The organism is Virgibacillus halodenitrificans JCM 12304 (assembly GCF_001310895.1).
Classification (GTDB): Bacteria; Bacillota; Bacilli; order Bacillales; family Amphibacillaceae; genus Virgibacillus_Q; species Virgibacillus_Q halodenitrificans.
In genome coordinates, this window is sequence record NZ_BAZS01000002.1 from 158,969 (window position 1) to 184,762 (window position 25,794).

The 25,794-nt window shown below is 35.8% G+C and carries 23 protein-coding genes, 6 tRNA genes, 1 pseudogene and 1 other annotated feature; of the genes and pseudogenes, 28 read left to right on the plus strand and 2 right to left on the minus strand.

Annotated features, from left to right (window positions below; genetic code table 11):
• Positions 1-65 precede the first annotated feature (65 nt).
• The 18 genes and pseudogenes from JCM12304_RS02015 (at position 66) to JCM12304_RS02095 (ending at position 19,545) form a co-directional block, all read left to right on the plus strand.
• Complete coding sequence (locus JCM12304_RS02015) at positions 66-2,201, plus strand: HD family phosphohydrolase (protein ID WP_019377983.1); 2,136 nt, start codon at positions 66-68, stop codon at positions 2,199-2,201.
• Positions 2,201-2,665 carry an rRNA maturation RNase YbeY gene (gene ybeY / locus JCM12304_RS02020; protein WP_019377982.1) on the plus strand — a complete coding sequence of 155 codons (465 nt, stop codon included), beginning with the start codon at positions 2,201-2,203 and terminating at the stop codon, positions 2,663-2,665. The genes JCM12304_RS02015 and ybeY overlap by 1 nt, the downstream gene beginning before the upstream one ends.
• The gene (locus tag JCM12304_RS02025) at positions 2,655-3,017 is read left to right on the plus strand and encodes a diacylglycerol kinase (RefSeq protein WP_202413369.1); all 363 of its coding nucleotides are present in this window, start codon (positions 2,655-2,657) and stop codon (positions 3,015-3,017) included. The genes ybeY and JCM12304_RS02025 overlap by 11 nt, the downstream gene beginning before the upstream one ends.
• Before the next feature lie 901 nt (positions 3,018-3,918).
• On the plus strand, positions 3,919-4,821 hold the full coding sequence (gene era, locus JCM12304_RS02030; RefSeq protein WP_019377980.1) for a GTPase Era: 903 nt from the start codon (positions 3,919-3,921) through the stop codon (positions 4,819-4,821).
• 95 nt (positions 4,822-4,916) lie between these two features.
• Positions 4,917-5,063, plus strand: a complete 147-nt coding sequence (locus tag JCM12304_RS18895) for a YqzL family protein (RefSeq protein WP_019377979.1) — start codon at positions 4,917-4,919, stop codon at positions 5,061-5,063.
• Positions 5,064-5,137: 74 nt separating this feature from the next.
• Positions 5,138-5,881 carry a DNA repair protein RecO gene (recO, locus tag JCM12304_RS02035; RefSeq protein WP_060678393.1) on the plus strand — a complete coding sequence of 248 codons (744 nt, stop codon included), beginning with the start codon at positions 5,138-5,140 and terminating at the stop codon, positions 5,879-5,881.
• Between the two features lie 60 nt (positions 5,882-5,941).
• Positions 5,942-6,111 (plus strand) — a binding site (T-box leader).
• A 61-nt stretch (positions 6,112-6,172) separates the two neighbouring features.
• A complete protein-coding gene (gene glyQ / locus JCM12304_RS02040; RefSeq protein ID WP_060678394.1) occupies positions 6,173-7,063 on the plus strand; it encodes a glycine--tRNA ligase subunit alpha in 891 nt (296 codons plus the stop codon).
• A pseudogene (glyS, locus tag JCM12304_RS02045) lies at positions 7,056-9,139 on the plus strand (glycine--tRNA ligase subunit beta). Before glyQ ends, glyS begins: the two are co-directional and overlap by 8 nt.
• A gap of 82 nt (positions 9,140-9,221) precedes the next feature.
• The gene (gene ccpN / locus JCM12304_RS02050) at positions 9,222-9,851 is read left to right on the plus strand and encodes a transcriptional regulator CcpN (RefSeq protein ID WP_019377975.1); all 630 of its coding nucleotides are present in this window, start codon (positions 9,222-9,224) and stop codon (positions 9,849-9,851) included.
• A 33-nt stretch (positions 9,852-9,884) separates the two neighbouring features.
• On the plus strand, positions 9,885-10,688 hold the full coding sequence (locus JCM12304_RS02055) for a pyruvate, water dikinase regulatory protein (RefSeq protein WP_060678395.1): 804 nt from the start codon (positions 9,885-9,887) through the stop codon (positions 10,686-10,688).
• A 516-nt stretch (positions 10,689-11,204) separates the two neighbouring features.
• Positions 11,205-13,019 (plus strand): DNA primase, encoded by a 1,815-nt coding sequence (gene dnaG, locus JCM12304_RS02060; RefSeq protein WP_019377973.1) that lies wholly within the window; start codon positions 11,205-11,207, stop codon positions 13,017-13,019.
• 43 nt (positions 13,020-13,062) lie between these two features.
• The gene (gene rpoD / locus JCM12304_RS02065) at positions 13,063-14,184 is read left to right on the plus strand and encodes an RNA polymerase sigma factor RpoD (protein ID WP_019377972.1); all 1,122 of its coding nucleotides are present in this window, start codon (positions 13,063-13,065) and stop codon (positions 14,182-14,184) included.
• An 83-nt stretch (positions 14,185-14,267) separates the two neighbouring features.
• Entirely contained in the window at positions 14,268-14,819 is a 552-nt protein-coding gene (locus JCM12304_RS19695) for a hypothetical protein (RefSeq protein ID WP_218185766.1), read from the plus strand.
• Between the two features lie 102 nt (positions 14,820-14,921).
• Entirely contained in the window at positions 14,922-15,296 is a 375-nt protein-coding gene (gene cccA, locus JCM12304_RS02075; protein ID WP_019377970.1) for a cytochrome c550, read from the plus strand.
• Positions 15,297-15,454: 158 nt separating this feature from the next.
• Positions 15,455-16,171, plus strand: a complete 717-nt coding sequence (locus JCM12304_RS02080) for a tRNA (adenine(22)-N(1))-methyltransferase (protein WP_060678397.1) — start codon at positions 15,455-15,457, stop codon at positions 16,169-16,171.
• Positions 16,155-17,267 carry a Nif3-like dinuclear metal center hexameric protein gene (locus tag JCM12304_RS02085; RefSeq protein ID WP_060678398.1) on the plus strand — a complete coding sequence of 371 codons (1,113 nt, stop codon included), beginning with the start codon at positions 16,155-16,157 and terminating at the stop codon, positions 17,265-17,267. Before JCM12304_RS02080 ends, JCM12304_RS02085 begins: the two co-directional genes overlap by 17 nt.
• A 44-nt stretch (positions 17,268-17,311) precedes the next feature.
• Entirely contained in the window at positions 17,312-18,625 is a 1,314-nt protein-coding gene (locus JCM12304_RS02090) for a DEAD/DEAH box helicase (RefSeq protein WP_060678399.1), read from the plus strand.
• Positions 18,626-18,651: 26 nt separating this feature from the next.
• Positions 18,652-19,545 carry a deoxyribonuclease IV gene (locus JCM12304_RS02095; RefSeq protein ID WP_060678400.1) on the plus strand — a complete coding sequence of 298 codons (894 nt, stop codon included), beginning with the start codon at positions 18,652-18,654 and terminating at the stop codon, positions 19,543-19,545.
• 340 nt (positions 19,546-19,885) lie between these two features.
• Here the strand turns inward: JCM12304_RS02095 and JCM12304_RS02100 are convergent, their stop codons facing one another.
• Positions 19,886-20,173: a DUF2624 domain-containing protein gene (locus tag JCM12304_RS02100; RefSeq protein WP_060678401.1), complete on the minus strand. Its 288-nt coding sequence runs from the start codon at positions 20,171-20,173 to the stop codon at positions 19,886-19,888.
• 169 nt (positions 20,174-20,342) lie between these two features.
• Here JCM12304_RS02100 and JCM12304_RS02105 point away from each other — a divergent pair, with 169 nt between their 5' ends.
• Positions 20,343-20,723, plus strand: coding sequence for a hypothetical protein (locus JCM12304_RS02105; protein ID WP_060678402.1), 381 nt, complete (start codon positions 20,343-20,345; stop codon positions 20,721-20,723).
• A gap of 25 nt (positions 20,724-20,748) precedes the next feature.
• Here JCM12304_RS02105 and yqfZ read toward each other — a convergent pair whose 3' ends face one another.
• A complete protein-coding gene (yqfZ, locus tag JCM12304_RS02110) occupies positions 20,749-21,096 on the minus strand; it encodes a protein YqfZ (RefSeq protein ID WP_501981720.1) in 348 nt (115 codons plus the stop codon).
• Positions 21,097-21,133: 37 nt separating this feature from the next.
• Between yqfZ and JCM12304_RS02115 the strand changes: the two genes are divergently transcribed.
• The 9 genes from JCM12304_RS02115 (at position 21,134) to JCM12304_RS02155 (ending at position 25,649) form a co-directional block, all read left to right on the plus strand.
• A complete protein-coding gene (locus JCM12304_RS02115) occupies positions 21,134-21,766 on the plus strand; it encodes an NfeD family protein (RefSeq protein WP_060678404.1) in 633 nt (210 codons plus the stop codon).
• A 277-nt stretch (positions 21,767-22,043) separates the two neighbouring features.
• On the plus strand, positions 22,044-23,675 hold the full coding sequence (locus tag JCM12304_RS02120) for a Na/Pi cotransporter family protein (protein WP_019377960.1): 1,632 nt from the start codon (positions 22,044-22,046) through the stop codon (positions 23,673-23,675).
• A gap of 472 nt (positions 23,676-24,147) precedes the next feature.
• Positions 24,148-24,219, plus strand: a tRNA-Asn gene (locus JCM12304_RS02125).
• A gap of 4 nt (positions 24,220-24,223) precedes the next feature.
• A tRNA-Met gene (locus tag JCM12304_RS02130) sits at positions 24,224-24,300 on the plus strand.
• 14 nt (positions 24,301-24,314) lie between these two features.
• A tRNA-His gene (locus JCM12304_RS02135) sits at positions 24,315-24,387 on the plus strand.
• Between the two features lie 18 nt (positions 24,388-24,405).
• A tRNA-Ile gene (locus JCM12304_RS02140) sits at positions 24,406-24,482 on the plus strand.
• 9 nt (positions 24,483-24,491) lie between these two features.
• Positions 24,492-24,584: transfer RNA gene (locus tag JCM12304_RS02145), tRNA-Ser, on the plus strand.
• A gap of 36 nt (positions 24,585-24,620) precedes the next feature.
• Positions 24,621-24,696: transfer RNA gene (locus JCM12304_RS02150), tRNA-Phe, on the plus strand.
• A 341-nt stretch (positions 24,697-25,037) separates the two neighbouring features.
• Positions 25,038-25,649, plus strand: coding sequence for a superoxide dismutase (locus JCM12304_RS02155; RefSeq protein WP_040955307.1), 612 nt, complete (start codon positions 25,038-25,040; stop codon positions 25,647-25,649).
• Positions 25,650-25,794: the final 145 nt, after the last annotated feature.

Below are 25,794 nucleotides of genomic sequence, written 5' to 3' on the forward strand. Positions count from 1 at the left end.
TTAGAGAGCAGGACCAAAAAGGGTCTTCTTTCTATATTGTCTCTGAAAAAAATGAGGTGGACTAAATGGAGAAGAAAAAGAAGAAATCAAAGTTATTCTACTATATGAAAAATAAATGGATATTTATAATCCTATCCGTTATTTTACTAGGTATATTTTTCTTTTTCATTACCCTGAATAATGTACATACTGAAACTTATAACATTGAACGTTTTACAACCACAAAAGAGACAATACGCTCTCCAATTACTATTGAAAACGAACAAGAAACAGACAGAAAAAGAAGAGAGACTGTGCAAGCCGTTGAAGATCGTTATGAGATTTCCACTGAGATAACAGAGGAGCGAATAGCTTATATTAACGAAATTTTTGAGGCAATATCTAAGTTAGAAATGGAATCAGTCAAAGAGGATTCCAATAATAAAGATATCGCTCCTCCACTAACCAATCAAGAAAAAGTGCAACAGTTGAAACAACTGCTATCACCTGAAATAAACCAAAATATTAACGATTGGGTTTTTGCTGAGCTTGTAGAGTTTCCAAAAGAAGAACGATCCAAAGCGAATGAGTTATTAATTAACTCATTACAAGAAGTTTTTGAGGCAGGTGTAAGAGCGGAAAATACCCAAGGAGCTACTTCCACAATAAAGCAATCGATAAAGTATTCATCGTTAACACCAGAATCAAAGGAAGCTCTTAACAAACTGGCAGAGTTTGCCGTTGTGGAGAATTCTTTCTTTGATGTAGAAAAAACGATGAATGCAAGAAAAGAAGCGGTTAGTAATGTGGACCCTGTCACTATAAGGGCTGGCGAAGTTTTAGTCAGAGAAGGCCAAGTTATTACTAATGAAATCTATGAAAAATTAGAATTAGCCGGCTTACTTGACAGTAAGAGAAATATTATCCCAATGATAGGACTAGGTTTACTCATCACTTTAATTTGTTCTGTGATAGTATATGAACTGCAGCGAATCAATAAGCATACCCATTTTGATAAGAGTAAGATTATTGCCACACTATTAATAAGTGTACTAGTTATTCTCTTTATGAAGGTGGTAAGCTTATATTCTACACAAGCCAATTCATTTTTTTATGTAGTACCCATTGCAACAGGCGCTCTATTAATAAAACAATTGATCCAAGAACGTTCAGCAATTATCTTCAGTTGCTTATTTGCTATTCTAGGTAGCATCATATTTAACAACCAAATCCCTGGTTCTTTAAATATTGAGGCAGGAATCTACTTCTTCTTTTCTCAATTGGCAGCTATTGTTTTCCTTATGAATGTGAAAGATCGCTTAGCCATTTTAAAAGCAGGGGTAGGTATTACAGTTATAAATATAATAACCATATTACTATTTCTATTTCTTTCTTTTGAAAAATATGCAATTAGTGATATATTTATTCAAACGTCGTTTGGTGTTATTTCTGCATTCTTGTCAGCAGTGTTGACTATCGGATTATTGCCTTTTTTTGAAACAGGTCTCGGCATCCTTACAGACATAAAACTATTGCAATTAGCAAGTCCAAACCAACCACTAATGAAAAAATTACTGACAGAGGCGCCGGGAACGTATCATCATTCTGTAATGGTAGCAAACCTAAGCGAAACAGCGTGTGAGGCCATAGGAGCGAATGGGTTATTAGCGAGGGTAGGTGCATATTATCACGATCTTGGTAAAACCTTAAAACCACATTACTTTATTGAAAATCAATTAGCGATGAGTAATCCCCATGACCTTATAACAGCGAAAGAGAGTGCGGCCATAATTATTAAGCATCCTTATGATGGTGCAGCAATGCTAAAAAGGCATCGTTTGCCTAAGGAAATTATAGATATTGCTGAGCAACATCATGGCGAAACACTTGTTAAATATTTCTTCTATAAGGAGTTAGAAAAAAATAAGAAAGCAAAGGAAGCTGATTTTCGTTATCCTGGTCCAAAACCACAGACAAGAGAAATAGCCATTATTTCTATATGTGACTCTGTAGAAGCAGCAGTACGATCCTTGAAAGAACCAACAGAAGATAAAATTGAGCAAATTGTGACCTCTATCATTAATGATCGTATGACAGATGGACAATTGGATGATAGTCCATTGACTCTGAAGGAATTAAAAGTAGTCCAACGAACAATATGTACTACATTAAAAGGTATATTTCATTCAAGAATTCAATATCCCATGAAGGAGGCTAAATAATGCACATTGACTTTCACGACCAAACAAATTCTGTGCCAAGTGATTATATAGATCTTTTACAACGATTGGTGGAGTTCGCAGCAAAACAGGAGGGGATCTCCAGAGAGGCTGAAGTTTCCATAAACTTTGTAAATAATAAAGAGATTCAAGAGCTTAATCGCAACTATCGCCAAAAGGATACACCTACTGATGTTATTTCATTTGCTATGCAAGAGAAGGTGGATGGAGAAATAGATATAGTTGGAGAGGACATTCCGTTAATCCTTGGGGATATCGTAATTTCCATTGACAAAGCGAAGGAGCAGGCCGCGGATTATGATCACTCTTTAGAAAGAGAACTTGGTTTTCTGGCGGTACATGGTTTTTTACATTTATTAGGGTACGATCATATGTCACATGAAGAAGAAAAATTGATGTTTAAGAAACAGGAAGCAATATTGGGTGAGTTTGGAATTGAAAGGTAAGAGATCGGTTGGTTTTACATTCGCTTGGAATGGGCTCAAGGAGGTAACCAGGACAGAGAGAAATTTTCGTATTCATTTATTTATAACTGCGCTGGTACTTACCATAGGTTTCTTAGTAGAGCTTAATTGGTTAGAATGGTGTATAGTAATTTTTGCAATTGGATTCGTGTTAGTTACAGAGGTTACAAATAGTGCTATAGAAAAAATGATAGACTACTTGAATCCAGCTATACATCCATCTGCGAAAATAATTAAAGATATGGCAGCGGGAGCCGTATTGATTGCCGCAATTATTGCTGCACTTATTGGATTAATTATTTTCCTGCCCAAAATTTATACATTATTTATGTAGGTTTATGTACTTAGGCTGGGACAAATGTGCTTACATTATGTCTCGGCTTTTTTATAGGTTCTAATATATATGTTGGGGTTATTTAATGATTCGGAAAATAGATAAACTGCGACGTAACTGTGTATGTTTAGAGTATGAAAAATGACTTTGTTGATGGAAAACTCGCAAATTATTGAATCTGGTTCCACCCCGCTACGGAAAACACTGCGCTTTTCGGGGGCGGCTGATGAGCCTCCTCATGCTACGCATTCCGGGGTCTCACCTATGCCTCATCTCCCCCAGAAGTCTCCGTATTTTCCTCCGCTCAGAGTACTTCTTTAAAAGTATTAGGTTATTATTAGAAGCTGAAATGTACTCACTTTTATATTTTGCGTACAAGTTGTTGAGTCTAAGCCTATCTGGTTCTTAGGTAACACTACGCTGTATTCTGCAGACTAAAACTCATACAAATTGATTGGAATGGAAGATGGCGACTCCAGCCGGATAGCATGAAGTGAAGACCCTGGACGGAGCGTAGCGGAGGAAGCGGCTGAAGCCATGCCGAGCGGCAAAGGAGACACTGTGAGGTTACGAACAGATGTCGCGCTTGTACCCGGAGGTGTGAAAGCGTCCATCTGTAATGGAAATCAATGGGCTTGTCCGCTTTCTACAGTGGCTTATTAATTATAAAAGTTTTCTCTAGTTCGCATTATGCTCCAAATATGAATGAACAAAATTCGTTTGTGCTCCAACTTTTGCAGTAGAACCTTTTTATATTTGTTTAATTTTGGTGATAAACAGGAAAATATGTAATAATTTACGTAAGCAGATAATTTTTTTAAAGCTTTTGTCGAAAATATGAAAAGATGCATTTTTTATAGTATCATACAAATAAGAGAGAATTCGTCATGGAGGATACAACATGGACACAAATTTCAAATCAGGTTTTATAGCAATTATTGGTAGACCGAATGTAGGTAAATCCACATTTATGAACAGAGTTATTGGGCAAAAAATTGCAATAATGAGTGATAAGCCCCAAACAACCCGAAACAAAATCCAAGGAGTGTTAACTCAAACTGATGCTCAAATGGTGTTTATTGATACACCAGGAATTCACAAGCCTAAACACCGCTTGGGTGATTTTATGGTAAAACTTGCGGAAAACACACTTAATGAGGTTGATGCCGTATTATTTATGATTAATGCAAGTGAAGGATATGGCAGAGGAGACCAATATATATTAGATCGCTTACAACAAGTTAAACGACCAGTCTTTCTAATAATAAATAAAATAGACTTACTTCATCCTGACGAGCTTTTTCCGTTAATCGAAACTTATAAAGATAAATATGAGTTTGAAGAAGTTATTCCTATTTCCGCATTACAGGGAAACAATGTAAATCATTTACTGGAAATCTTAAAACAGCATCTTCCTGAAGGACCTCAGTACTATCCTGAGGACCAGGTTACGGATCACCCTGAAAGGTTTATTATGAGTGAGCTAATAAGAGAGAAAGTGTTGCAGCTTACAAGAGAAGAAGTCCCGCATTCTATAGCAGTGGTAATTGAGAATATTGAAAAAAGAGATTCAAATGCAATTTTTATCCAAGCTACGATTGTAACAGAAAGAAAAACACAAAAAGGTATCCTAATAGGCAAGCAAGGAAGCATGCTTAAAAGTATTGGTAAATATGCACGCTTGGATATTGAAGCATTACTAGGTACCAAAGTTTATCTTGAATTGTGGGTAAAAGTAAAAAAAGACTGGCGGAACAAGCAAAGTCAATTAAATGAATATGGTTTCCGCAGTGATGAGTATTAATTCTGGTAAATTTTTATACTAATTGTTCTCCGTTATATGGTGATTCTATATAGTAAGTTACATTTTTTAATTAATAAAGAAAGGTGGGGTTTCTTGTGATCGACTTAACGTGGAAAGTTTTTAGTCAAACGGGAAACATTGAAACCTATTTACTCATGAAGGAATTAGAAAATGAACCAAATACAGTTGAAAGTAAAAAAACTCAACAAGAAGACATGTCTTCGATTAATTTAAACTTGTAGAAATTATATAATTCACTTCTCTGGGGAAGAGGATGGACGGAGAAGCTCTTGTGTGTAAAGAAAGGTGAGCATGAATGCTTGAAAAAGTGGATGGGGTTATTCTAAAAACGCAAGACTATGGAGAAACACACAAAATCATTACCATTTACAGTAGGAAATTAGGGAAGATATCCACTCTTGCTCGCGGTGCCAAAAAAACTAAAAGTAGAATGGCTGCAGTTACGCAGCCGTTCATTTATGGAAACTTTTTCGTTTATTTAAACAAAGGTCTTAGTACCATTCAGCAAGGTGAAATTGAATATTCCTTTAGAGCAATAAGGGAAGACATATTCAAAACAGCTTATACAGCATATATTACAGAGCTAACGGATAAAATAGTTGATCCTCAGATTCCGGATCCATTTTTGTTTGAGGAATTGTATCAAACCATGTCATGGATTGAGGAACATGAAGATGTGGAAATACCAATAATGATGTATGAATTAAAGATGTTTGCCAAAGGTGGCTTTGGACCAATGGTAAACGGTTGTGCAAATTGTAATAACAAGGAATTCCCATATGCATTTTCCATAGCTGAAGGTGGGCTTTTATGTAAAAGGTGCCGATATTTGGATGAAAAAGCTATTCCTTTACCGGATTCAGTGTCTAAATTACTCCATCTGTTTACAGCCGTTGAGTTAAAACGTATTGGGACTATTTCGGTAAAATCAGAAAATAGGCAGTTGATCAGAAAGATACTTGATGCATATTATGAGCAATACGGTGGATATTTTTTGAAATCCAAAAGATTTTTAAGACAGTTAGATCTTTTAAAATAGGCTTCTTTTGTTGACAAAACAGAGGGTTTTGAGTAATATGTTTTTTACATATGTTCATAATATATTGCATTGATAGAGAAGAGTACTTTTGACAACTATTTAAAGCGAGTTCAGGAGAGTGGGAGCTGAACAATGGATCAAGAGGAATGGCACTCTGGAGCAATAATATTAAAGTGGCTCTTTATTAAAGAGCAAATAGGGTGGAACCGCGGTTAGAACCCGTCCCTATGTCTGCATATATACAGACATAGGGACGGGTTTTTAGATTTATATAAAAATGGAGGGTTAACAATGTTAAACATACAGGAAATGATTTTAACGTTACAAAAGCATTGGTCTGAACAAAATTGTATTATCATGCAGGCATATGATGTAGAAAAAGGCGCAGGTACAATGTCGCCCATGACTCTTTTAAGAAGTTTAGGTCCAGAACCATGGAATGTCGCTTACGTAGAACCGTCAAGGCGTCCCGCTGATGGAAGATATGGAAATAACCCAAATCGTTTATATCAACACCATCAATTCCAGGTTATAATGAAGCCTTCGCCAGAAAATATACAAGATTTGTATTTGGAATCATTAAAAAAACTTGGTATTGACCCTTTGGAACATGATATACGATTCGTGGAGGATAATTGGGAAAACCCTACACTCGGTGCAGCAGGTCTTGGATGGGAAGTTTGGTTAGATGGCATGGAGATTACTCAATTCACCTATTTCCAACAAATTGGCGGGTTAGAAGCAAACCCGGTTTCCGTTGAACTAACATATGGTATTGAACGCTTAGCATCTTATATTCAGGATAAAGAAAATGTATTTGACTTGGAATGGACCAATGGTGTAACTGTAAGAGATATTTTTTATCAACCGGAAGTTGAACACTCTACGTACACATTTGAGGAATCAAATACAGATATGTTATTTCAGTTGTTTTCCATGTATGAGCAAGAAGCGAAGGTAACAATGGAAAAAGGTCTTGTGTTTCCTTCCTACGACTATGTTTTAAAATGTTCTCACACCTTTAATTTATTGGATGCTAAAGGAGTAATCTCTGTCACCGAAAGAACTGGATATATTTCCAGAATAAGAAATTTGGCAAGAAATATAGCTAAAGCCTATGTTGCTGAAAGAGAACGTCTAGGATTTCCTATGATGAAAGAAGGAGGAAAAGTTAATGAGTAAAAATGTATTGTTTGAAATCGGCCTAGAAGAACTCCCTGCACGATTTGTTGACAGTGCAGAAAAACAATTAGCAGATAAAACAGCAGCTTGGCTTCAAGATATGCGAATCTCTTATGACTCTATTAGCTCTTATTCAACCCCAAGAAGATTGGCCGTCATCATATCGGACATAGCTGAAAAGCAAGCTACTGTTGAAGAAGAAGCAAAAGGTCCTGCGATAAAAATAGCAAAGGATGATAGTGGTAATTGGACAAAAGCAGCAATTGGATTTACAAAAGGCCAGGGCAAAACTCTGGAAGATATTTATACAAAAGAAATAAAGGGAACTACTTATATATTTGTCCAGAAAAAAATTGAAGGGAAGTCTACCTTCGATTTGTTGCCAGACTTTAAAAATATTATTGAATCCATTCAGTTTGGAAAAAACATGCGCTGGGCAACTGAAACAATAAGATATGCCCGTCCAATTCGTTGGTTAGTAGCAATGTATGGTAATGAAATAATTCCTTTTGAGATTGCTAACGTCAAGACAGACAAATTTACTTTTGGCCATCGTTTTCTAGGTGAAAAAATTAATTTGGAAGAACCAATGGACTATCAAAAGCTTTTATATGAAAACCGGGTTATTGTTTCTTTAAATGAACGAGAACAACTAATATGTAATCAAATAAAAGAAATAGAAAACAAAAATAATATTACTGTACCAATTGACCCTGAATTATTAGCAGAGGTACGAAATCTTGTCGAATACCCAACAGCATTTATGGTTCATTCGATAAAGAATACCTGCAGCTGCCACCTGAGGTACTTATCTCTTCAATGAAGGAGCATCAGAGGTATTTTCCTGTTAAATCTCAAAATGGTGAGTTACTGCCATATTTTATTGGAGTTAGAAATGGGGATACTCATTCGCTTGATAAGGTTGTCAGGGGTAATGAAAAAGTGTTGCGGGCAAGATTATCGGATGCGCAATTTTTCTATGAGGAAGATCAGAAGCATACGCTGGAATTCTATCTGGATAAGTTGAAAAGAGTAGTCTTTCAAGAAAAATTAGGAACTATCAGTGATAAAATAGAGCGGGTCGTTCATATCACGAAGGAACTAGTTGAATTATTAAATTTAGACCCAACTACTGCCAGAGCTACTATACGAGCAGCTAAACTATGTAAGTTTGATTTAATGACAAATATGGTAAATGAATTCACAGAGCTCCAGGGAGTGATTGGTGAAAAGTATGCTGCCATTTTTGGAGAAGATGAAATAGTATCTAAAGCTATAGGTGAGCATTATTTACCTAAGGAGGCACATGGTCAGTTGCCTAATACGGTAAGTGGCGCTATTGTGAGTATTGCTGATAAATTAGACACTATTGTAGGTTGTATCTCCGTTGGGTTGGTGCCTACTGGTTCACAAGACCCGTATGGATTAAGAAGACAGGCAGCAGGTGTATTACGTATATTGAATCATAATAAATGGGAACTTGCAGTAGAGGAGTTACTGGATATTGCTAAGAAGTTATTTAAAGATATTAAGGTGGAGCAAGAGGCAAAGCCAGATATATCTACGACTTTGGATGAGTTTTTCCGTATGCGAGCGACATACTTAATGAGGGAACTGGAAATAGAGCAGGATATTGTTCAGGCAGTGTTAAGTGACGGTATTAATATTTTCTATTACACGATTGATAGGGCAGCAGTGTTAGCTGCAAAAAGAAATGAAAAAGACTTTAAAACCAAGGAAGAAGCATTGGTCAGAGTACTAAATCTAGCTAAAAAATCCGAAGAAACAGTAATTAATATAGAACAATTTCAAACCGATTCTGAAAAACAGTTGTACCACGCTTTCTTAGAGGTTAATGAAAAGTTTACAGAGTTTGAAAAGAGAAGAAATGCAGAAAAAGCTTTACTTACACTAAGTAATTTAGCAGACCCTATCCACTATTTCTTTGATAACAACATGGTTATGGATGATGATGTTAAAATTCGAAACAACCGGTTAGCATTAATTAATCAAATTGCTGAGTTGATTTATAGGTATGCTGATTTAACAAAAGTGGAATGGAAGCAACAGTTTTAAAAAGCCTTAGATTTTCTTTTCATCTTAAATGGTATATACTAATTACAAGTAGTATGTCATATTTTTGGTAGGTGGTGAAAAGATGGAACTTTCCAAACGTCAGGAACAGATTATTGAAATTGTTAAAGAAAACGGTCCAATTACCGGTGAAAATATAGCTGAACGACTGCATTTAACCAGAGCGACGCTAAGACCAGATTTAGCGATCTTAACGATGGCGGGCTTTTTAGAGGCACGTCCTCGCGTTGGTTACTTTTTTACAGGTAAGACCGGATCAGAATTACTTACAGAGCAAATTAAAAAATTTAAGGTGCATCAGTTTCAGCATATACCTATTGTGGTCAAGGAAAATGTTTCGGTTTATGATGCTATTTCTACCATGTTTCTGGAAGATGTAGGAACATTATTTGTGGTTGATGGAGACTCTTGTTTAACAGGAGTACTCTCCAGAAAAGATTTGTTGAGAGCGAGCATAGGTCAACAGGATCTAAATGCTGTGCCTGTTCATATTATTATGACTAGAATGCCTAATATAACTGTCTGCAGAAAAGAAGATCTCTTACTTGATGTCGCCAAAAAACTAATTAATAAACAAATTGACGGATTACCTGTTGTAAAAGATGTAGAAGCCGGTTTAGAAGTAGTAGGCAGAGTAACGAAAACTACTATTACAAAAGCATTTGTTGAATTAATTGTTGACGACAAAGTATAGGAAAAGCTATGACAATAGGAGAGGGGTATACATATGAAAGCTAAACCAATTGTATATGTGTTGTCTGATTCTGTAGGGGAGACAGCGGAGCTGGTGATTAAAGCTGGTTTAAGTCAATTTAATAACGGTGAATATAAAATTCAGCGGATCCCTTACGTAGAAGATACGGGTACGATCGATGAAGCACTACAATTAGCTAAGGAAAAAAAAGGTCTGATTGGCTTTACATTAGTAGACCCTACGTTAAGAAATTATGTGAATAAACAAGCTAAGTTATTAAATTTAGAAGCGATTGACATCATGGGGCCGATGCTTTCTTCGATGGAGAAGGTATTTAAAAACTCACCTAAATTGGAAGCGGGATTAGTTCATAAATTGGATGAGGACTATTTTAAACGAGTAGAAGCAATTGAATTTGCGGTCAAATATGATGACGGACGAGATGCTCGAGGAATTGCCAGAGCAGACATCATATTAATTGGGGTTTCCCGGACTTCTAAAACACCTCTGTCACAGTTTCTTGCTCACAAACGACTGAAGGTTGCTAATGTACCTATAGTCCCTGAAGTAGACCCTCCAGAAGAACTGTTTGAAGTGGATCCTTCTAAATGTATCGGACTGCGCATCAGTGCAGAAAAATTAAATGATATTCGAAAAGAGAGACTGAAGGCATTAGGGCTTGGAGATCAAGCTACATATGCAAATATGAACAGAATTCATCAGGAATTAGAATACTTCGATAATATTGTTGATAAAATTGGTTGTGAAGTTATTGATGTATCTAATAAGGCAGTGGAAGAAACAGCGAATAGCGTACTCCAGCTAATAAATAAATAAATAAATACAAGCTCTCAATTTATTTAGCGAAATATGAATATGCGAAGTAATGTTTATTGGAGGAAGCGACAATTTTAAACTGTTTCCAATTCTTAAGTAAAAACATTCTGCTAATCAACGCAGAATGTTTTTACTTCTAGTGAATATATATAAACCTAGAATGATTTAATGGTAATTTTGCTTATTATGTATTATAATATTTTTTTGTGTAAAGATATATAAATAATGGTAGTTATTCTTTTTGCGTTTGTCGTATATTCTGAAAAATAAAACATTCATTTAGAAGCAGGATTTTACGATTAATATGTAGAATTAACTTTAGAGAGTAATTATTATACGTGCTTAGAATTAATTGTAGTAAGCAAAATCTTTGATTGAAGATGGCTTTTCTGTAAACCTCTATCCTTCTACTTTAAAGTACAAGAAGGAGTTTTTTTCGGCACTGTGAAAAAATTTGTCGAAAATAAAGGGTTTTTCTTTCTAAGAGCGAATAATATTATAGTATGGTGATGTAAAATGGCTAAGCAAATTCCTGAAGAAATGATAGAGGAAATACGAAATGCCAATGATATTGTGGATGTAATTGGAGATTATGTCCAATTAAAAAAACAGGGCAGAAACTATTTTGGTCTTTGCCCCTTTCATGGTGAAAACACGCCTTCTTTTTCAGTTACACAGGAAAAGCAGATTTTTCATTGTTTTGGTTGTGGAAAAGGCGGGAATGTTGTGACATTCCTTATGGAGCTTGAAAACTATTCTTTTTATGAAGCATTACAGTATCTTGCTAAACGTGTAGGCAAGGATTTGCCTGAAGCAACCTCGGGTAAAACAGCTTCTATATCTAGTGAAAATCAAAGTATATTATCCGCTTATGAATGGTTAACTAAACTTTATCACCATTTATTACGTTATACAAAAGATGGGAAAGAAGGTTATAGTTACTTTCAAAGCAGAAACGTAAGTGATCATGCGATTGATGAATTTCAGCTGGGTTTTGCTCCAAATATAAAAGATTTCACTGCGGAATTCCTGAAAAAAAAGGGATTCCATCAGCAATTATTAGTGAAAGCAGGTTTAGTCTCCTTACAAGATGATAATAGTGTAACTGACAGGTTTAGAGGAAGAGTTATATTTCCGATAAGGAATCATCTTGGTCAGACAGTCGGCTTTGGCGGACGTTCTTTAGGAAGTGGAGAACCAAAATATTTAAATAGCCCCGAAAGTGAACTTTTTCAAAAGGGGAGGCTATTATATAATTTTGATTTAGCTAAAAAACATATTAGGAAAGAAAGCCGCGTAATTATATTTGAAGGATATATGGATGTGATCTCAGCTTATCAAGCAGGTATAAAAAATAGTGTAGCCACATTAGGCACAGCACTTACTGAATATCAAGCTAAGTTAATTAACCGCTATGTTGATACATCTATACTTTGTTATGATGCAGATAAGGCGGGTTTGGAAGCAACATATAAAGCCGCCAATCTATTACTTAGTGTGGGCTCAGATGTAAAGATAGCTCAACTTAAGGACGGTAAGGATCCCGACGATTTTATCAGAGAATATGGCGCAGAGGCATTTGAGAATGAAGTGATACGTAGCAGTGACACATTCATGGCTTTTATGATGCGGTATCTAAAAAAGGATTTCAACCTAAGTCTGGAAGGAGACCGTATTGATTATGTAGAAGCTGTGCTTAAGCAGCTGGCTTTGATTGAGAGTTCTATTGAACGGGAATATTACTTGAAAGAGTTAAGTGTGGAATTTAACTTATCCATAGAGACACTTGCACAGGAAATAAATACACTGCGGGAGAATTCTGGTGCTTTCAAGGATAACACAGACAAGAAAAGCTATACTAATACAAATGGAGCTAAATACAAACGTCAGAAATTAATGCCTGCTTATTACAATGCTGAAAGACAGTTGATTTCTTATATGCTTCAAGATGGCACAATTGCGGATAAAGTTCGCGAAGAAATCGGCGCTTCCTTTAATTTGGAAGAACATAAAATAATTGTTACTTTCTTGTATGCTTTTTACGAAGAAGAACAATTGCCAGATGTGAGTTTGTTTATTGAACGACTTGATGACCCAAATTTAAGGAAGTTGGTAAGTGAAATAGCCATAACTGATATCCAACGAGATATTAGTGACCAGGAGATTAATGATTATATTAGAATAATCAGGGCAGAATCTCAAGACAAAGCTAATATTATTTCATTAAAAGAGCAGCAAATAATTGCAGAAAAACAGAGTGATCCAATCAGGGCTGCTCAGATATTGAGTCAAATAATTGAAATGCAAAAACAAATGAAGAATACGTACTAGCAGAATTTAAATTTTAATGTAGTTTTTGGAAGGAGGGGGACTCATGGCCGAAAATAAGCCTTCCCAATCAAAAGGAAATGAGTCAGAATTAACACTTGAACAAGCGAAGGATCAATTATTGGAAATGGGTAAGAAGCGTGGTGTTCTGGCTTATGAAGAAATAGCAGACCGACTATCCAATTTTGTAATTGAATCTGATCAAATGGATGAATTCTATGATTACCTTGGAGAACAGGGTGTTGAGATAATTGGTGAATCAGAAGACGATCCAAATATGCAGCAAATAGCAAAAGAAGAAGAATTCAATCTAAATGATCTGAGTGTACCATTAGGAATTAAAATTAACGACCCCGTCCGGATGTATTTAAAAGAAATTGGACGAGTGGACTTGCTTTCAGCTGCTGAAGAAATTGACCTGGCAACTAGAATTGAAAAAGGGGAAGAGGAAGCAAAGCGTCGACTTGCTGAAGCAAACTTACGACTAGTAGTTAGTATTGCAAAAAGATATGTTGGTCGTGGGATGCTTTTCCTTGATCTTATTCAAGAAGGTAACATGGGACTTATTAAAGCTGTAGAAAAATTTGATTATCGCAAAGGGTTTAAATTCAGTACGTATGCTACTTGGTGGATACGGCAGGCAATTACAAGAGCTATTGCAGATCAGGCGCGTACGATTCGTATACCGGTTCATATGGTGGAAACAATTAATAAATTAATTCGTGTACAAAGACAGCTTCTTCAGGATTTAGGCAGAGAACCCACACCTGAAGAGATAGGTGAGGAAATGGAGCTTTCTCCTGATAAAGTTCGTGATATATTGAAAATTGCCCAAGAACCCGTATCCTTAGAAACACCAATTGGAGAAGAAGACGATTCTCATCTAGGTGATTTTATTGAGGACCAGGAAGCTGTGTCCCCATCTGACCATGCAGCATATGAACTATTAAAAGAACAACTTGAAGATGTACTCGACACATTAACAGATCGTGAAGAGAATGTGCTTAGACTACGCTTTGGATTAGACGACGGAAGAACAAGAACCCTGGAAGAAGTTGGAAAAGTGTTTGGAGTAACCAGGGAAAGAATTCGGCAGATAGAGGCAAAAGCACTCCGTAAATTGAGACATCCAAGCCGTAGCAAACGACTTAAAGACTTTCTGGACTGATATGTTAGTCATTGGGCACATGTTATGTGTGTGCAATGACTAGGCATGTTTTATTAGCCGGGTAATAAATTTACTGCATCGAGGTGAAACCAATGCAGGATGACCGGATTCCGACCATTATAAATGAAATTCACTTCTGGAGAGAAAACAATTTGCTCCCAGAGGTATATTGCGACTTTTTGTTAGCTTTATACACAAAAGGAGAAGAGGAAAAGTCACCGCCAGTACAAGAAAAATCAAAAATATTTTTTTTAATCCAAAATATTGTAATGGTGCTTCTGATACCGTTTTCATTTCTTGTATTATATTTTACGCAATTTCCATTTTTTTTGCAACTTGGTTTTTTAATTCTTTTTCTTTCATACTCTTGTGGGATATATTTATATGTTAGAAATTCAGGGGGTATAACTGCTAGTATTGGATTGATTAACAGTATGCTACTCATTCTGTTGGTGTCTATTACGGTGAGCAAAGCATATGTTGAATCTGTTTGGTTTTCTTATTTTATATTATTTACTCAGTTTACTTGCTGGTATTTACTAGGCAAAAAGCATAATCAAAGTTTTATAGTAATCATTAGTATATTGGCTATACTATTTTTAATTATTTATATTGCTGTACCAATTGTTTTGTAAATTTTCACAGGTAAACACTTTAAACTCTGTGAAATTTCGAGTAGAATATATATAGTCTTTTCAATTGTAATAGATTAAGGGGATACATAAGGAGGAAACATAATGAAAAGAAACCCGGTTGTTCCATATGCTATCATTGCACTAATAGGAATTCTAGCAGTAATTGTCATTTCATTTGTAGGGTTGAATCAGAGAGATGATATTCAAAAGGCAGAAGAAGGCGGTGGAGAAAAAACAGAAGAAGCACAAGAAGGAGCTTCTGATGATCCACAAGCAATTTTTGAAGGTAACTGCGCTAGCTGTCATGGTGCGGATTTATCTGGAGGTGCAGGCCCCGACTTGACTCAAGTTGGAAGCAGACTTTCAGCAGAAGAGATTCAGGATGTTATCATAAATGGTAGAGGTTCTATGCCTGCTGGAATGGCGACAGCTGATGAAGCAAAAATTCTAGCTGACTGGCTTGCAGAAAAAAAATAAATTAAATTTTATAAAAAGAGAAGCTTTCTGCCATATTGAACAGAAAGCTTTTCTTTTTAAAAAATAAAAAATGAACAGCGAGTAGTTTTATTTAGCTTAAATGCAAAGCGCTTAAGCAGTTCTTACCACCTACTAAGAAATTGAAAGTGGAGATATAGATGACAAACAACATTAAATTATCTAAAAGACTAAAACAAACAGCCTCTTTTCTTCCAAAGGGCGCAAAATTCGCAGATATTGGCTCCGACCATGCTTATTTGCCTTGCTATGTTTGTCTAGAAGATAAACAAGCCAAAGCGATTGCAGGTGAAATAAACGAGGGGCCATTTCAAAGTGCTACACAAACTGTTCGGGGCCATGGACTAGAAGAAGTTATTGATGTGCGCTTAGGTGATGGACTAGAGGTACTCACTGCAGGGGAAGTAACTCAAGTTGTTATTGCTGGAATGGGTGGGTCTTTAATTCGTTCTATCTTACAAAAAGGGAAAGATAAAATCGAAAGTGTAGACCGAATAATTGCTCAGCCAAATGTTGATGCAAGAGATGTACGTGAGTGGTTCGTGCACAATAATTTTATGATATCTGAAGAAACTATAATTGAAGAAAATGGCCATATATACGAAATTGTAGTTGGTGATCGACATTCAGGAGCAGTTTATCCAGAATTGAGTGAAAAACAGCTATTATTTGGTCCTATATTGTTGGTAAATAAGACTAAAGCGTTTTATACTAAATGGGCAGAGGAATATGAGAAGCTTAAACGAGTTATAGACCAAATGAGATTAGCAAAGCTCTTAGACAAGGAGAAATTAAATAGATTTGAAAGGGAACTTCAATGGATGGAGGAGGTTCTTCAAAATGAAGACGAGTCTTAATAATAGTGATATTTTTCGTATGATGGAAGAATGGGCTCCAAAATCCCTTGCATATGATTGGGATCGCGTTGGGATACAGGTTGGTTCATTTAATGCAAAGGTAAAAAAAATTATGGTGACCCTTGATGTTCTGGAATCTGTTGTAGATGAAGCTATCGCTGAAGGTGTAGATTTAATCATTGCCCATCATCCGCTATTATTTAAACCAATAAAGCAATTAAATTTCGATGATCCAAAGGGAAGAGTGATTAAGAAATTAATGCAGCATAATATAACTGTTTATGCAGCCCACACAAACTTGGATGCAGCTGAGGGCGGCGTAAATGACATGTTATCTGATGCACTTGGACTCAAGCATCGAGAAGTTTTAATAAAAGAAAGTAACGAAGAATTATTTAAGTTAATTTCATATGTACCTTTCAGCCATAAAGATGAAGTTCACAATGCTTTCAGTTTGGCCGGGGCAGGTCATATTGGTGATTACAGCCATTGTACTTTTCAAACAGAGGGTAAAGGTACATTTAAACCATTAGAGGGGTCCAATCCCTATATTGGAAATCAAAATGAAATAGAATTTGTAAATGAAGTTAAAATGGAAACAATTGTGCAAAAATCAAAACTGAGCAAAGCTGTAAATTGCTTACTTAAAGCGCATCCCTATGAAGAGCCGGCCTATGATATCATCCCCCTAGTCAATGAAGGAAAATCAATAGGAATTGGAAGAGTAGGAGAAATTGCCCCAATTTTACTTAGTGATCTCTGTGATAAAATAAAAACCACTTTCGGTCTCCCTGTAATGAGAGTAACGGGAGAATTGTCCCAAACTGTAAACAGAGTAGCTGTTTTAGGTGGTAGTGGAGAAAATTATATTTCAGTTGCAAAGCAACGTGCAGCAGATGTATATATTACTGGTGATGTCACTTTTCACAACGCTCAAGATGCGTGGGAAATGGGGTTGGCTGTAATAGATGCCGGACATTACATTGAAAAAATAATGAAAGAGGCTACAAAAAAATACTTGGACCAACAACTTCGTGATACTTCCATTTCAGTCATGGTTTCAGAGGTTAATACGGATCCATTTCAGTTTGTATAAAGAGTTCTGGTAGCAAACCAGTACAAAGAAGGAGTTTTAAACGTATGGAAACGACTAGTTTTCAAGATTTTTCATTTCACCCAGTTATGAATGATATAGTTAAAAGATTAAACTTTCACGAACCAACTCCAATTCAACAAAAAGTAATACCACCCATTTTGGAAGGACAAAGCGTGATAGGTCAATCGCGTACTGGTTCGGGGAAAACCCATGCATTTTTGTTACCATTAATTAACAAAATAGATGCAAATAAGCGGGAAGTACAATTTGTAATAACTGCTCCTACACGTGAATTAGCAACGCAATTATTTGATGAAGTGAAAAAAGTTATCCATTATGCAGGCAGAGATCAACAATGGAATGCAAAATTATTAGTAGGTGGTACTGATAAACAGAAAATGATGGAAAAATTAAAAGAACCCCCGCACATTGTAGTGGGTACTCCAGGCCGCATTCTGGATATGGTGAAAGAGGATGCTCTTTCTATATATACTGCTAAATCCTTCGTAATTGATGAAGCAGATCTAATGCTGGATTTAGGTTTTATCAATGAAGTAGATCAGCTTTTGGTTCGAGCAGATCAACAAATACAATTGTTAGTTTTTTCTGCAACTATTCCACAAAAATTGCAACACTTTCTAAAAAAATATTTAGATCACCCTGTCCATATTAAAATGGAGGATCACTTTTCTCCAGAGACAATGGAACATCTACTAATTGATATGAAGCATCGCGAAGAGGCGGAAATTATTTATGAAATTTCAAAGACGATCCAGCCATACTTAGCTATTATCTTTACTAATGGAAAAGAGTTGGCAAATCAGTTAGCAGCGTCCTTGCAAGATAGGGGAATAGATGTTGGGCTAATCCATGGCGGGCTTGCTCCAAGAGAAAGAAAACGGGTCTTAAAGGAAATTCAAGGATTACGTTATCAATATATCGTTGCAACTGACTTAGCAGCTAGAGGTATTGATATTAAGGGAGTTAGCCATGTCATAAACGCTCAAATTCCTAAAGAAGAAGAGTTCTATATCCATAGGGTCGGGAGAACAGCCCGTGCAGGAATGGAAGGTACTGCAATTAGTTTATACAGAGAAAATGATCTTAAATTAATATCTAAATTAGAACAAAAAGGTTTGGAATTCACATATGTTGATGTTCGCAACGGGGAATGGAAGGATGCTAAACCATGGAACCAACGTGCACTTCGCAAAACTACAGCAACCGATATTGACAAAGAAGCTTGGAAACGTGTTACCAAAGCAAAAAAGGTGAAGCCAGGATATAAAAAGAAAATGAAAAAACAACAGGCTTCCATAAAAAAGCAATTAAGCAAAAAAAATAAGTTCAAAAAGTAATGAACTTGTGAAGGAGAGTGTGAAATTTGGTGAAGATTGGGTCACATGTATCCATGAGCGGAAAGAAAATGTTGTTAGGATCAAGTGAGGAAGCTACTTCCTATGGTGCTAACACCTTTATGATTTATACAGGAGCTCCTCAAAATACGAGAAGGAAACCGATTGAAGAGTTAAATATTACGGCTGGAAGAGAACATATGGAAGAGAATGGGATAGAAGATATAATCGTTCATGCACCGTATATTATAAATATTGGAAATACAATAAAACCAGCAACCTATGAACTTGGAGTAACATTTTTGAGAAATGAAATTGAAAGAACCGAAGCAATTGGTGCAAGACAAATTGTGCTTCACCCAGGTGCGCATGTAGGTGAAGGAGCGGATAAGGGAATAAAAAAGATTATCGAAGGGTTAAATGAAGTACTTGAAAAAGATAGTGAAGTACAAATTGCTTTAGAAACAATGGCTGGAAAAGGAACCGAAATAGGTAGAACTTTTGATGAAATCGCAAAAATCATGGATGGTGTGACTCACAACGGAAATTTGTCTGTATGTATGGATACATGCCACATTCATGATGCTGGTTATGATATTGTGGAAGATTTCGATGGGGTTTTAAATGAGTTTGATAACATCATTGGATTAGACAAACTAAAAGTGATTCATGTGAATGATAGTAAAAATGTTCAGGGAGCTCATAAAGACAGACATGAGAATATTGGCTTTGGTCATATTGGTTTTGAAGCATTACATTATATTGTTCATCACCCTCAGCTGAAAGATTTACCAAAAATCCTGGAAACACCTTATGTTGGTGAAGACAAGAAAAATAAAAAGCCGCCTTATAAGTTTGAAATTGAAATGCTTAAAGCCGGAAAATTTAATCCGCAGTTAAAAGATATAATTATGCAAGCATAGGATTAACCTCTCAAGCTCCTTGACATAATTAAAGGTTGCGATTAAGTATTCTTTTTCTTTGCTTGAAAAAGTTACTGGGACAAAAGATTTTTAAACATTAAAATCCGAACCGATTCATGCGATTACTGAATCCTGGTTCGGATTTCTTTTGTTACAACTTAGTTGAGGAGAAACACGCAAATACCTTGATTGAAATGCCCATGTTTCCTTCGTGGCATGAGCCGCGGCTTTTCATATCCTGTTAAAGAGGAAGCCTCACATAAGCCTCATAAGGGCGCTAAGATGGAAATCAACAAACATAACGACATGGGTCTGGCTTCATAGTATCCAGTTGTTGTCATTATTCTTTAAATAAATGTTCTACACCATATGATTTAATTAGTTTATAAAAAACTTTTTGAGCTTTCCTTGCGGTTTCCAAATTGGTAATCCTTGCTAAATCTCTAAACATTATTTCTCTTCCATTACTTGTAAAAGGATCAATTGGTTTTTTGTGAAGATAATTTATAATCTGTTTTGCCTCCGTTTGATTTATTGCAAAACCGTATTCCTTTCCGTAATTAATCAATTCATCTCCAGTAAGTTGTTTAAGTTTATTTTTGATGAGTCCTTTAATAAAGGTGGACATGTAAAATAACTCCTTTAAGTAAATTAGTTTTAACACGTGCTAATTTATCTTATTCAGTATAATTTAAAAATTTACTTGTCTTTCTAAGAAATTTCCATAAACTAACACAAATTATTCGTTTTTCTTTCCATAAACTATAGTTGCACCTCAAAAAAAGGAGGTTATAGGAATGGATGAATTTCAGGATTATAAAAATAATCAAATAGAAAAACCACCAGAACATGGAGACCAAGCAACAAATGATGCCTTAGATTTACAACCTGACAGTACCAGAGACGAAGAATTTGCTGCAGAATTAACAGCTGAAGACTATAACACAATCGCTGATCAGAATGAGGATACAGGTACTGAAACGAATACCATGTACGGATGGATAGGAGTTGTGTTATCAGTTATTTCATTTTTCATGTGGCCAGTAATTTTGGGGGCTGCTGGTATCATTTTTGGTTTTATTTCGAGAGGACGTAATGCGGATACACTCGGAAATATTGCCATTGGTGCTGGAGCAGTTTCTATTTTAATCTCCTTATTTATTTTGCCATTTGTATAAAGAAATAAGGGCTGGGATTCAGCCCTTATTTTTGTGTGTAAAGAGGAAAATAGTAATACATATTTTTTTTCAACTCTCTTGGGTTTACGTGTGGATTTAGTATTTTAAAATCATTTATAGCCATTTTTTCTTTGATTGTAGCTGAGTTTTTTTCGTCATTTATATTTCTGATAACAGATAATACAGTATCATCTTCGTCTACCAAAATCTGAACTGCAGTAAAACTCAATAGCGAATCTTTATTAGGTTGAATGGGATTTAAGCCAACAGTTAAATCTTTGTACACACTCATAATAAAGAGTAGTACAATAAGATATAGGAATAGTTTCTTCATGGTCCTTAGTTCATTCTCCTTTTTTGAAACTATTTTCATTTCATTAACGTATGATTTAAAGAAAGGAGGTCATAACATGGAGATCTTTGAGTTAGCATGGATTGGATTTATTATTACATGTTTAGGTACTTTATTTTTAATTGGAGAAGTTATTGTAAATATGCGAGGAATTTTTGCTTTGTTGGGAATTGGTTTTATTACCATCTATTTTGCAACATATGTTGATACAGGCTCCTTTTTTATTATGCTTATTATCTACTTTGTAGGATTATTACTTATCATCATAGATGGAAAGCTTTTGAATGATGGCACATTGGCCACTTTAGGCGTCGGGAGCATGCTTACTTCTGTAGCTTTAGCTGCTCCTGATTTAACAACAGGCCTATATGCTGTTCTAGGTGTTTTAATTGGTGGAGGTCTCTCCTTGTTCTTTTTAAAGGTATTTAAACGAAGGGATATGTGGAGTAAGATTACACTAAAAGATCAGTTAACCAAAGAAGCCGGTTATAATTCCATGAATAATACGTATGAAGGATTAGTCGGACAGAAAGGTATAGCTTTAAATGATATGAGACCAGTTGGTACAATTAGAATAAATAAAAAAGATTACAGTGCAGTTTCAAATGGTCAATGGATAGCAAAAAACACTGAAGTTCTTGTAAGCCAAGTGGACGGAACAAAAATACTTGTTGAAAAGGTAACTAATTAGTAAAAGAGAAATCCTTGCCTCATATATTGAGCAGGGATTTTTTGCGTATGGAAAAGTATAGTATTTTTCATTTCAATTATCTTATTATTATCTCTTTTCTAACTAACTTTCCGGAATGAAAATTAATATATAGGGTAGTAACTAATAGGGGATACTTAAATGGATTGTAAATTTTATGTTAAATATATGGTAAGAGCCTTTACAAACTATAAACAAATAATTAATAATGGATAAGGAATTACGACAATATTCTACATTTGTAAAATGAAGGGCAGGTATGTACGTGGAAATCGATATACAAGCATTGCTGTTTGAATTTATTGGTGGTCTGGGGATTTTCCTTCTCGGGATCAAGTATATGGGTGAGGGCTTACAGAAATCAGCAGGAGACAGACTCAGAGATATACTTGATAAATTTACAAGTAATCCGTTTATGGGAGTACTTGCTGGAATTATAGTAACTGTTCTTATCCAAAGTAGTTCAGGTACTACTGTATTAACTGTTGGACTTGTAAATGCTGGATTTATGACCTTAAGACAAGCAATTGGCGTCATAATGGGAGCAAACGTAGGTACAACAGTTACAGCATTCATTATTGGTATCGACATTGGAGAATATGCATTACCTATTATTGCTGTAGGCTGTTTCTTGCTATTTTTCTTTAGCAATCAAAAAGTCAATGCAATTGGACAAACAATCTTTGGCTTTGGTGCCTTATTTTTTGGTTTGGAACTAATGAGCAGTGGTATGTCTCCGCTTCGTTCTTTAGAATCTTTCCATGAATTAACCGTAAACATGAGCTCAAATCCAATTCTGGGGGTAGTGATTGGAACTGTTTTCACACTTATTGTACAAAGTTCCAGTGCCACAATCGGAATATTGCAGGGTTTATTTTCTGAAGGAGCAATTGATTTAAAAGCAGCCTTACCTGTCTTATTTGGTGACAACCTCGGAACCACAATCACTGCAATTATTGCATCGATTGGTGCTTCAGTTGCTGCAAAAAGAGCAGCATACACACATGTTATCTTCAATTTAGTTGGTGCTACTATATTCATGGTTTTTTTAGGCTTATTTACCCAGCTTATTATTTATTTGCAAACCCAGCTTAACTTAAACCCTGAAATGACTATTGCATTCGCTCACGGAAGTTTTAATATTACCAATACAATAATTCAATTTCCTTTTATTGGGGCATTGGCATGGATTGTAACTAAAATCATTCCTGGCGAAGATACTATTGTCGAATTTAAACCAAAGCATCTTAATCCAATCTTTATTCAGCAATCTTCCACTTTAGCATTAGATCAAGCAAAAGCTGAAGTTATTCGTATGGGTGAATATGCATCTAAAGGTTTGGAAGAAACAAACTTGTATTTGAATACACATCAACAAAAGCATTCAGAAATTGCGATGCAAGTAGAAGGCGCGATTAACAATCTGGATCGAAAAATTACAGATTATCTAATTGATATTTCTTCAGGTTCACTATCTGAGTTTGAGAGTGCTAAGCATACTGCGCTAATGGACTCTGTACGGGATATTGAAAGAATAGGCGACCATTTTGAGAATATAATTGAATTAATTGATTATAAAATATCAAATAAAGTAAATTTAACAGAAAAAGCTCAAGAAGATCTTAACGATATGTTTGATTTAACGATTTCTACGGTTAAGCAAGCAGTAGATTCTCTAGATAAGATGGATCGAGAAGCAGCCTTGGCAGTAATTCAAAAAGAAGATCAAATCGATAAGATGGAAAGAAACTACAGAAAAAAACATATTATCCGAATGAATGAAGGTCAATGCACAGGATCTGCTGGTATTGTATTTGTTGACATTATTAGTAATCTTGAGCGTATTGGCGATCATGCAGTAAATATTGCAGAAGAAGTTCTAGGTGAGTAAATAAACTAATTCATTTTGAAGCAGAAAGGCTAAACAGGTATTCTTTAACAGAAGTTGATGTGGCCTTGCTTCGATAAGCAACTAAAAGCAGAGGGAGGACAACCCTCTGCTTTTAAAGTGCTGAAAAAATATATTTATTGATAAATTATCAACAGATTAATCATTAAATTTGTAAGTAAATAATTGCTTATTGTATACTAATTTAGCTTATATAGTAAATAATGTATGGATATCCTCATTAGCTATCCAAAATTTATTTTATTAATTTTATAATTTTATATTGAAATTCATAATTGTCCATGCTATAGTATATATTGTTGTTTCCAAGACACACGTACTACATAATTGATAATGAAATTAACTTTTATAAAAAAAAGTTGTTGACATATTTTGTCGAACATGGTAAATTATATTTCGTTGCTGTTATTCAAAATGCTGTAAGAAGCCTTACATGAAATATTATATTTATTATTCCACAGTAGCTCAGTGGTAGAGCTATCGGCTGTTAACCGATCGGTCGTAGGTTCGAATCCTACCTGTGGACCAATGGCGGTGTAGCTCAGCTGGCGAGAGCGTACGGTTCATACCCGTGAGGTCGGGGGTTCGATCCCCTCCGCCGCTACCAAAAGAATAATCATGGCGGTCGTGGCGAAGTGGTTAACGCACCGGATTGTGGCTCCGGCATTCGTGGGTTCAATCCCCACCGGTCGCCCCGTAAAATTTAAAACACGGACCCTTAGCTCAGTTGGTTAGAGCTATCGGCTCATAACCGATCGGTCGCAGGTTCGAGTCCTGCAGGGTCCACCATAAAAACTCGGAGGAATACCCAAGTCTGGCTGAAGGGATCGGTCTTGAAAACCGACAGGGGTGTCAAAGCCCGCGGGGGTTCGAATCCCTCTTCCTCCTCCATACATATTTATTTGAAGAAAGTTGAACATAATATTTGGCTCGGTAGCTCAGTCGGTAGAGCAAGGGACTGAAAATCCCTGTGTCGGCGGTTCGATTCCGTCCCGAGCCACCATTTTTTAACAAGCGGTTGCTTGTTTTTTTGTTATCAAAAATACTGAAATTTAGGTTCTAATCTGTTAGTTAGGACTATTCAATGATTCGGAAAAATAGATAGCCTTGGAATTATCTAGAAGTACGGTTAATAACTGTTTTGAAAAAAATATATAGCATCCACTCAACTTTCATGTATAGCTGTGGTGACTACTTTCGCTCTGCTGAAATGGCTTGCGTTTTGTTCCTTATTTATCCATGCATATTATTTGCAAGTGGGTAGGACCTCTGATAATCTAAAAATGTAAAGGGTGAATTTTCAATCCTTTTAATAAGAAATTATTTTAGAGGAGGACGATAAACATGGCAAAATTTGAATTACCAGAACTACCATATGCGTATGATGCGCTAGAACCTACTATTGATAAAGAAACAATGAATATTCACCATACGAAGCACCACAACACTTATGTGACTAAGTTAAATGGTGCTTTGGAAGGTCACGAGGATCTTAAAAACAAATCTCTTAATGACCTTATCAGCAATTTAGATGCAGTGCCTGAGAATATTCGCACAGCAGTTCGTAATAATGGCGGCGGTCATGCAAACCACAGTCTCTTCTGGAAGCTAATGTCTCCAAATGGTGGTGGCAAACCAACAGGAGAAGTTGCAGATAAAATTAATGATAAATATGGCAGCTTTGAAAAATTCCAAGAAGAATTTGCTGCAGCAGCTGCTGGCCGTTTTGGCTCAGGTTGGGCATGGTTGGTAGTAAATAACGGAGAAATTGAAATTATGAGTACTCCAAATCAAGATAATCCATTAATGGAAGGAAAGAAACCAATTTTGGGACTTGATGTTTGGGAGCATGCTTACTATTTAAAATATCAAAATAAGCGTCCTGATTATATTTCAGCTTTCTGGAATGTTGTTAATTGGGATGAAGTAGAAAAGAACTACAACGAAGCTAAATAAGCTTTAATGATTAAAAAGCGCGTGACTCGTTCACGCGCTTTTTATTTTGTGGTTCAAATTTAATGTTTACATAAGGATTCGAAAAATAATCTATAGTACTCAACCCCCTATAAAGTTCATGTATAGATACGGCGAATACATATGC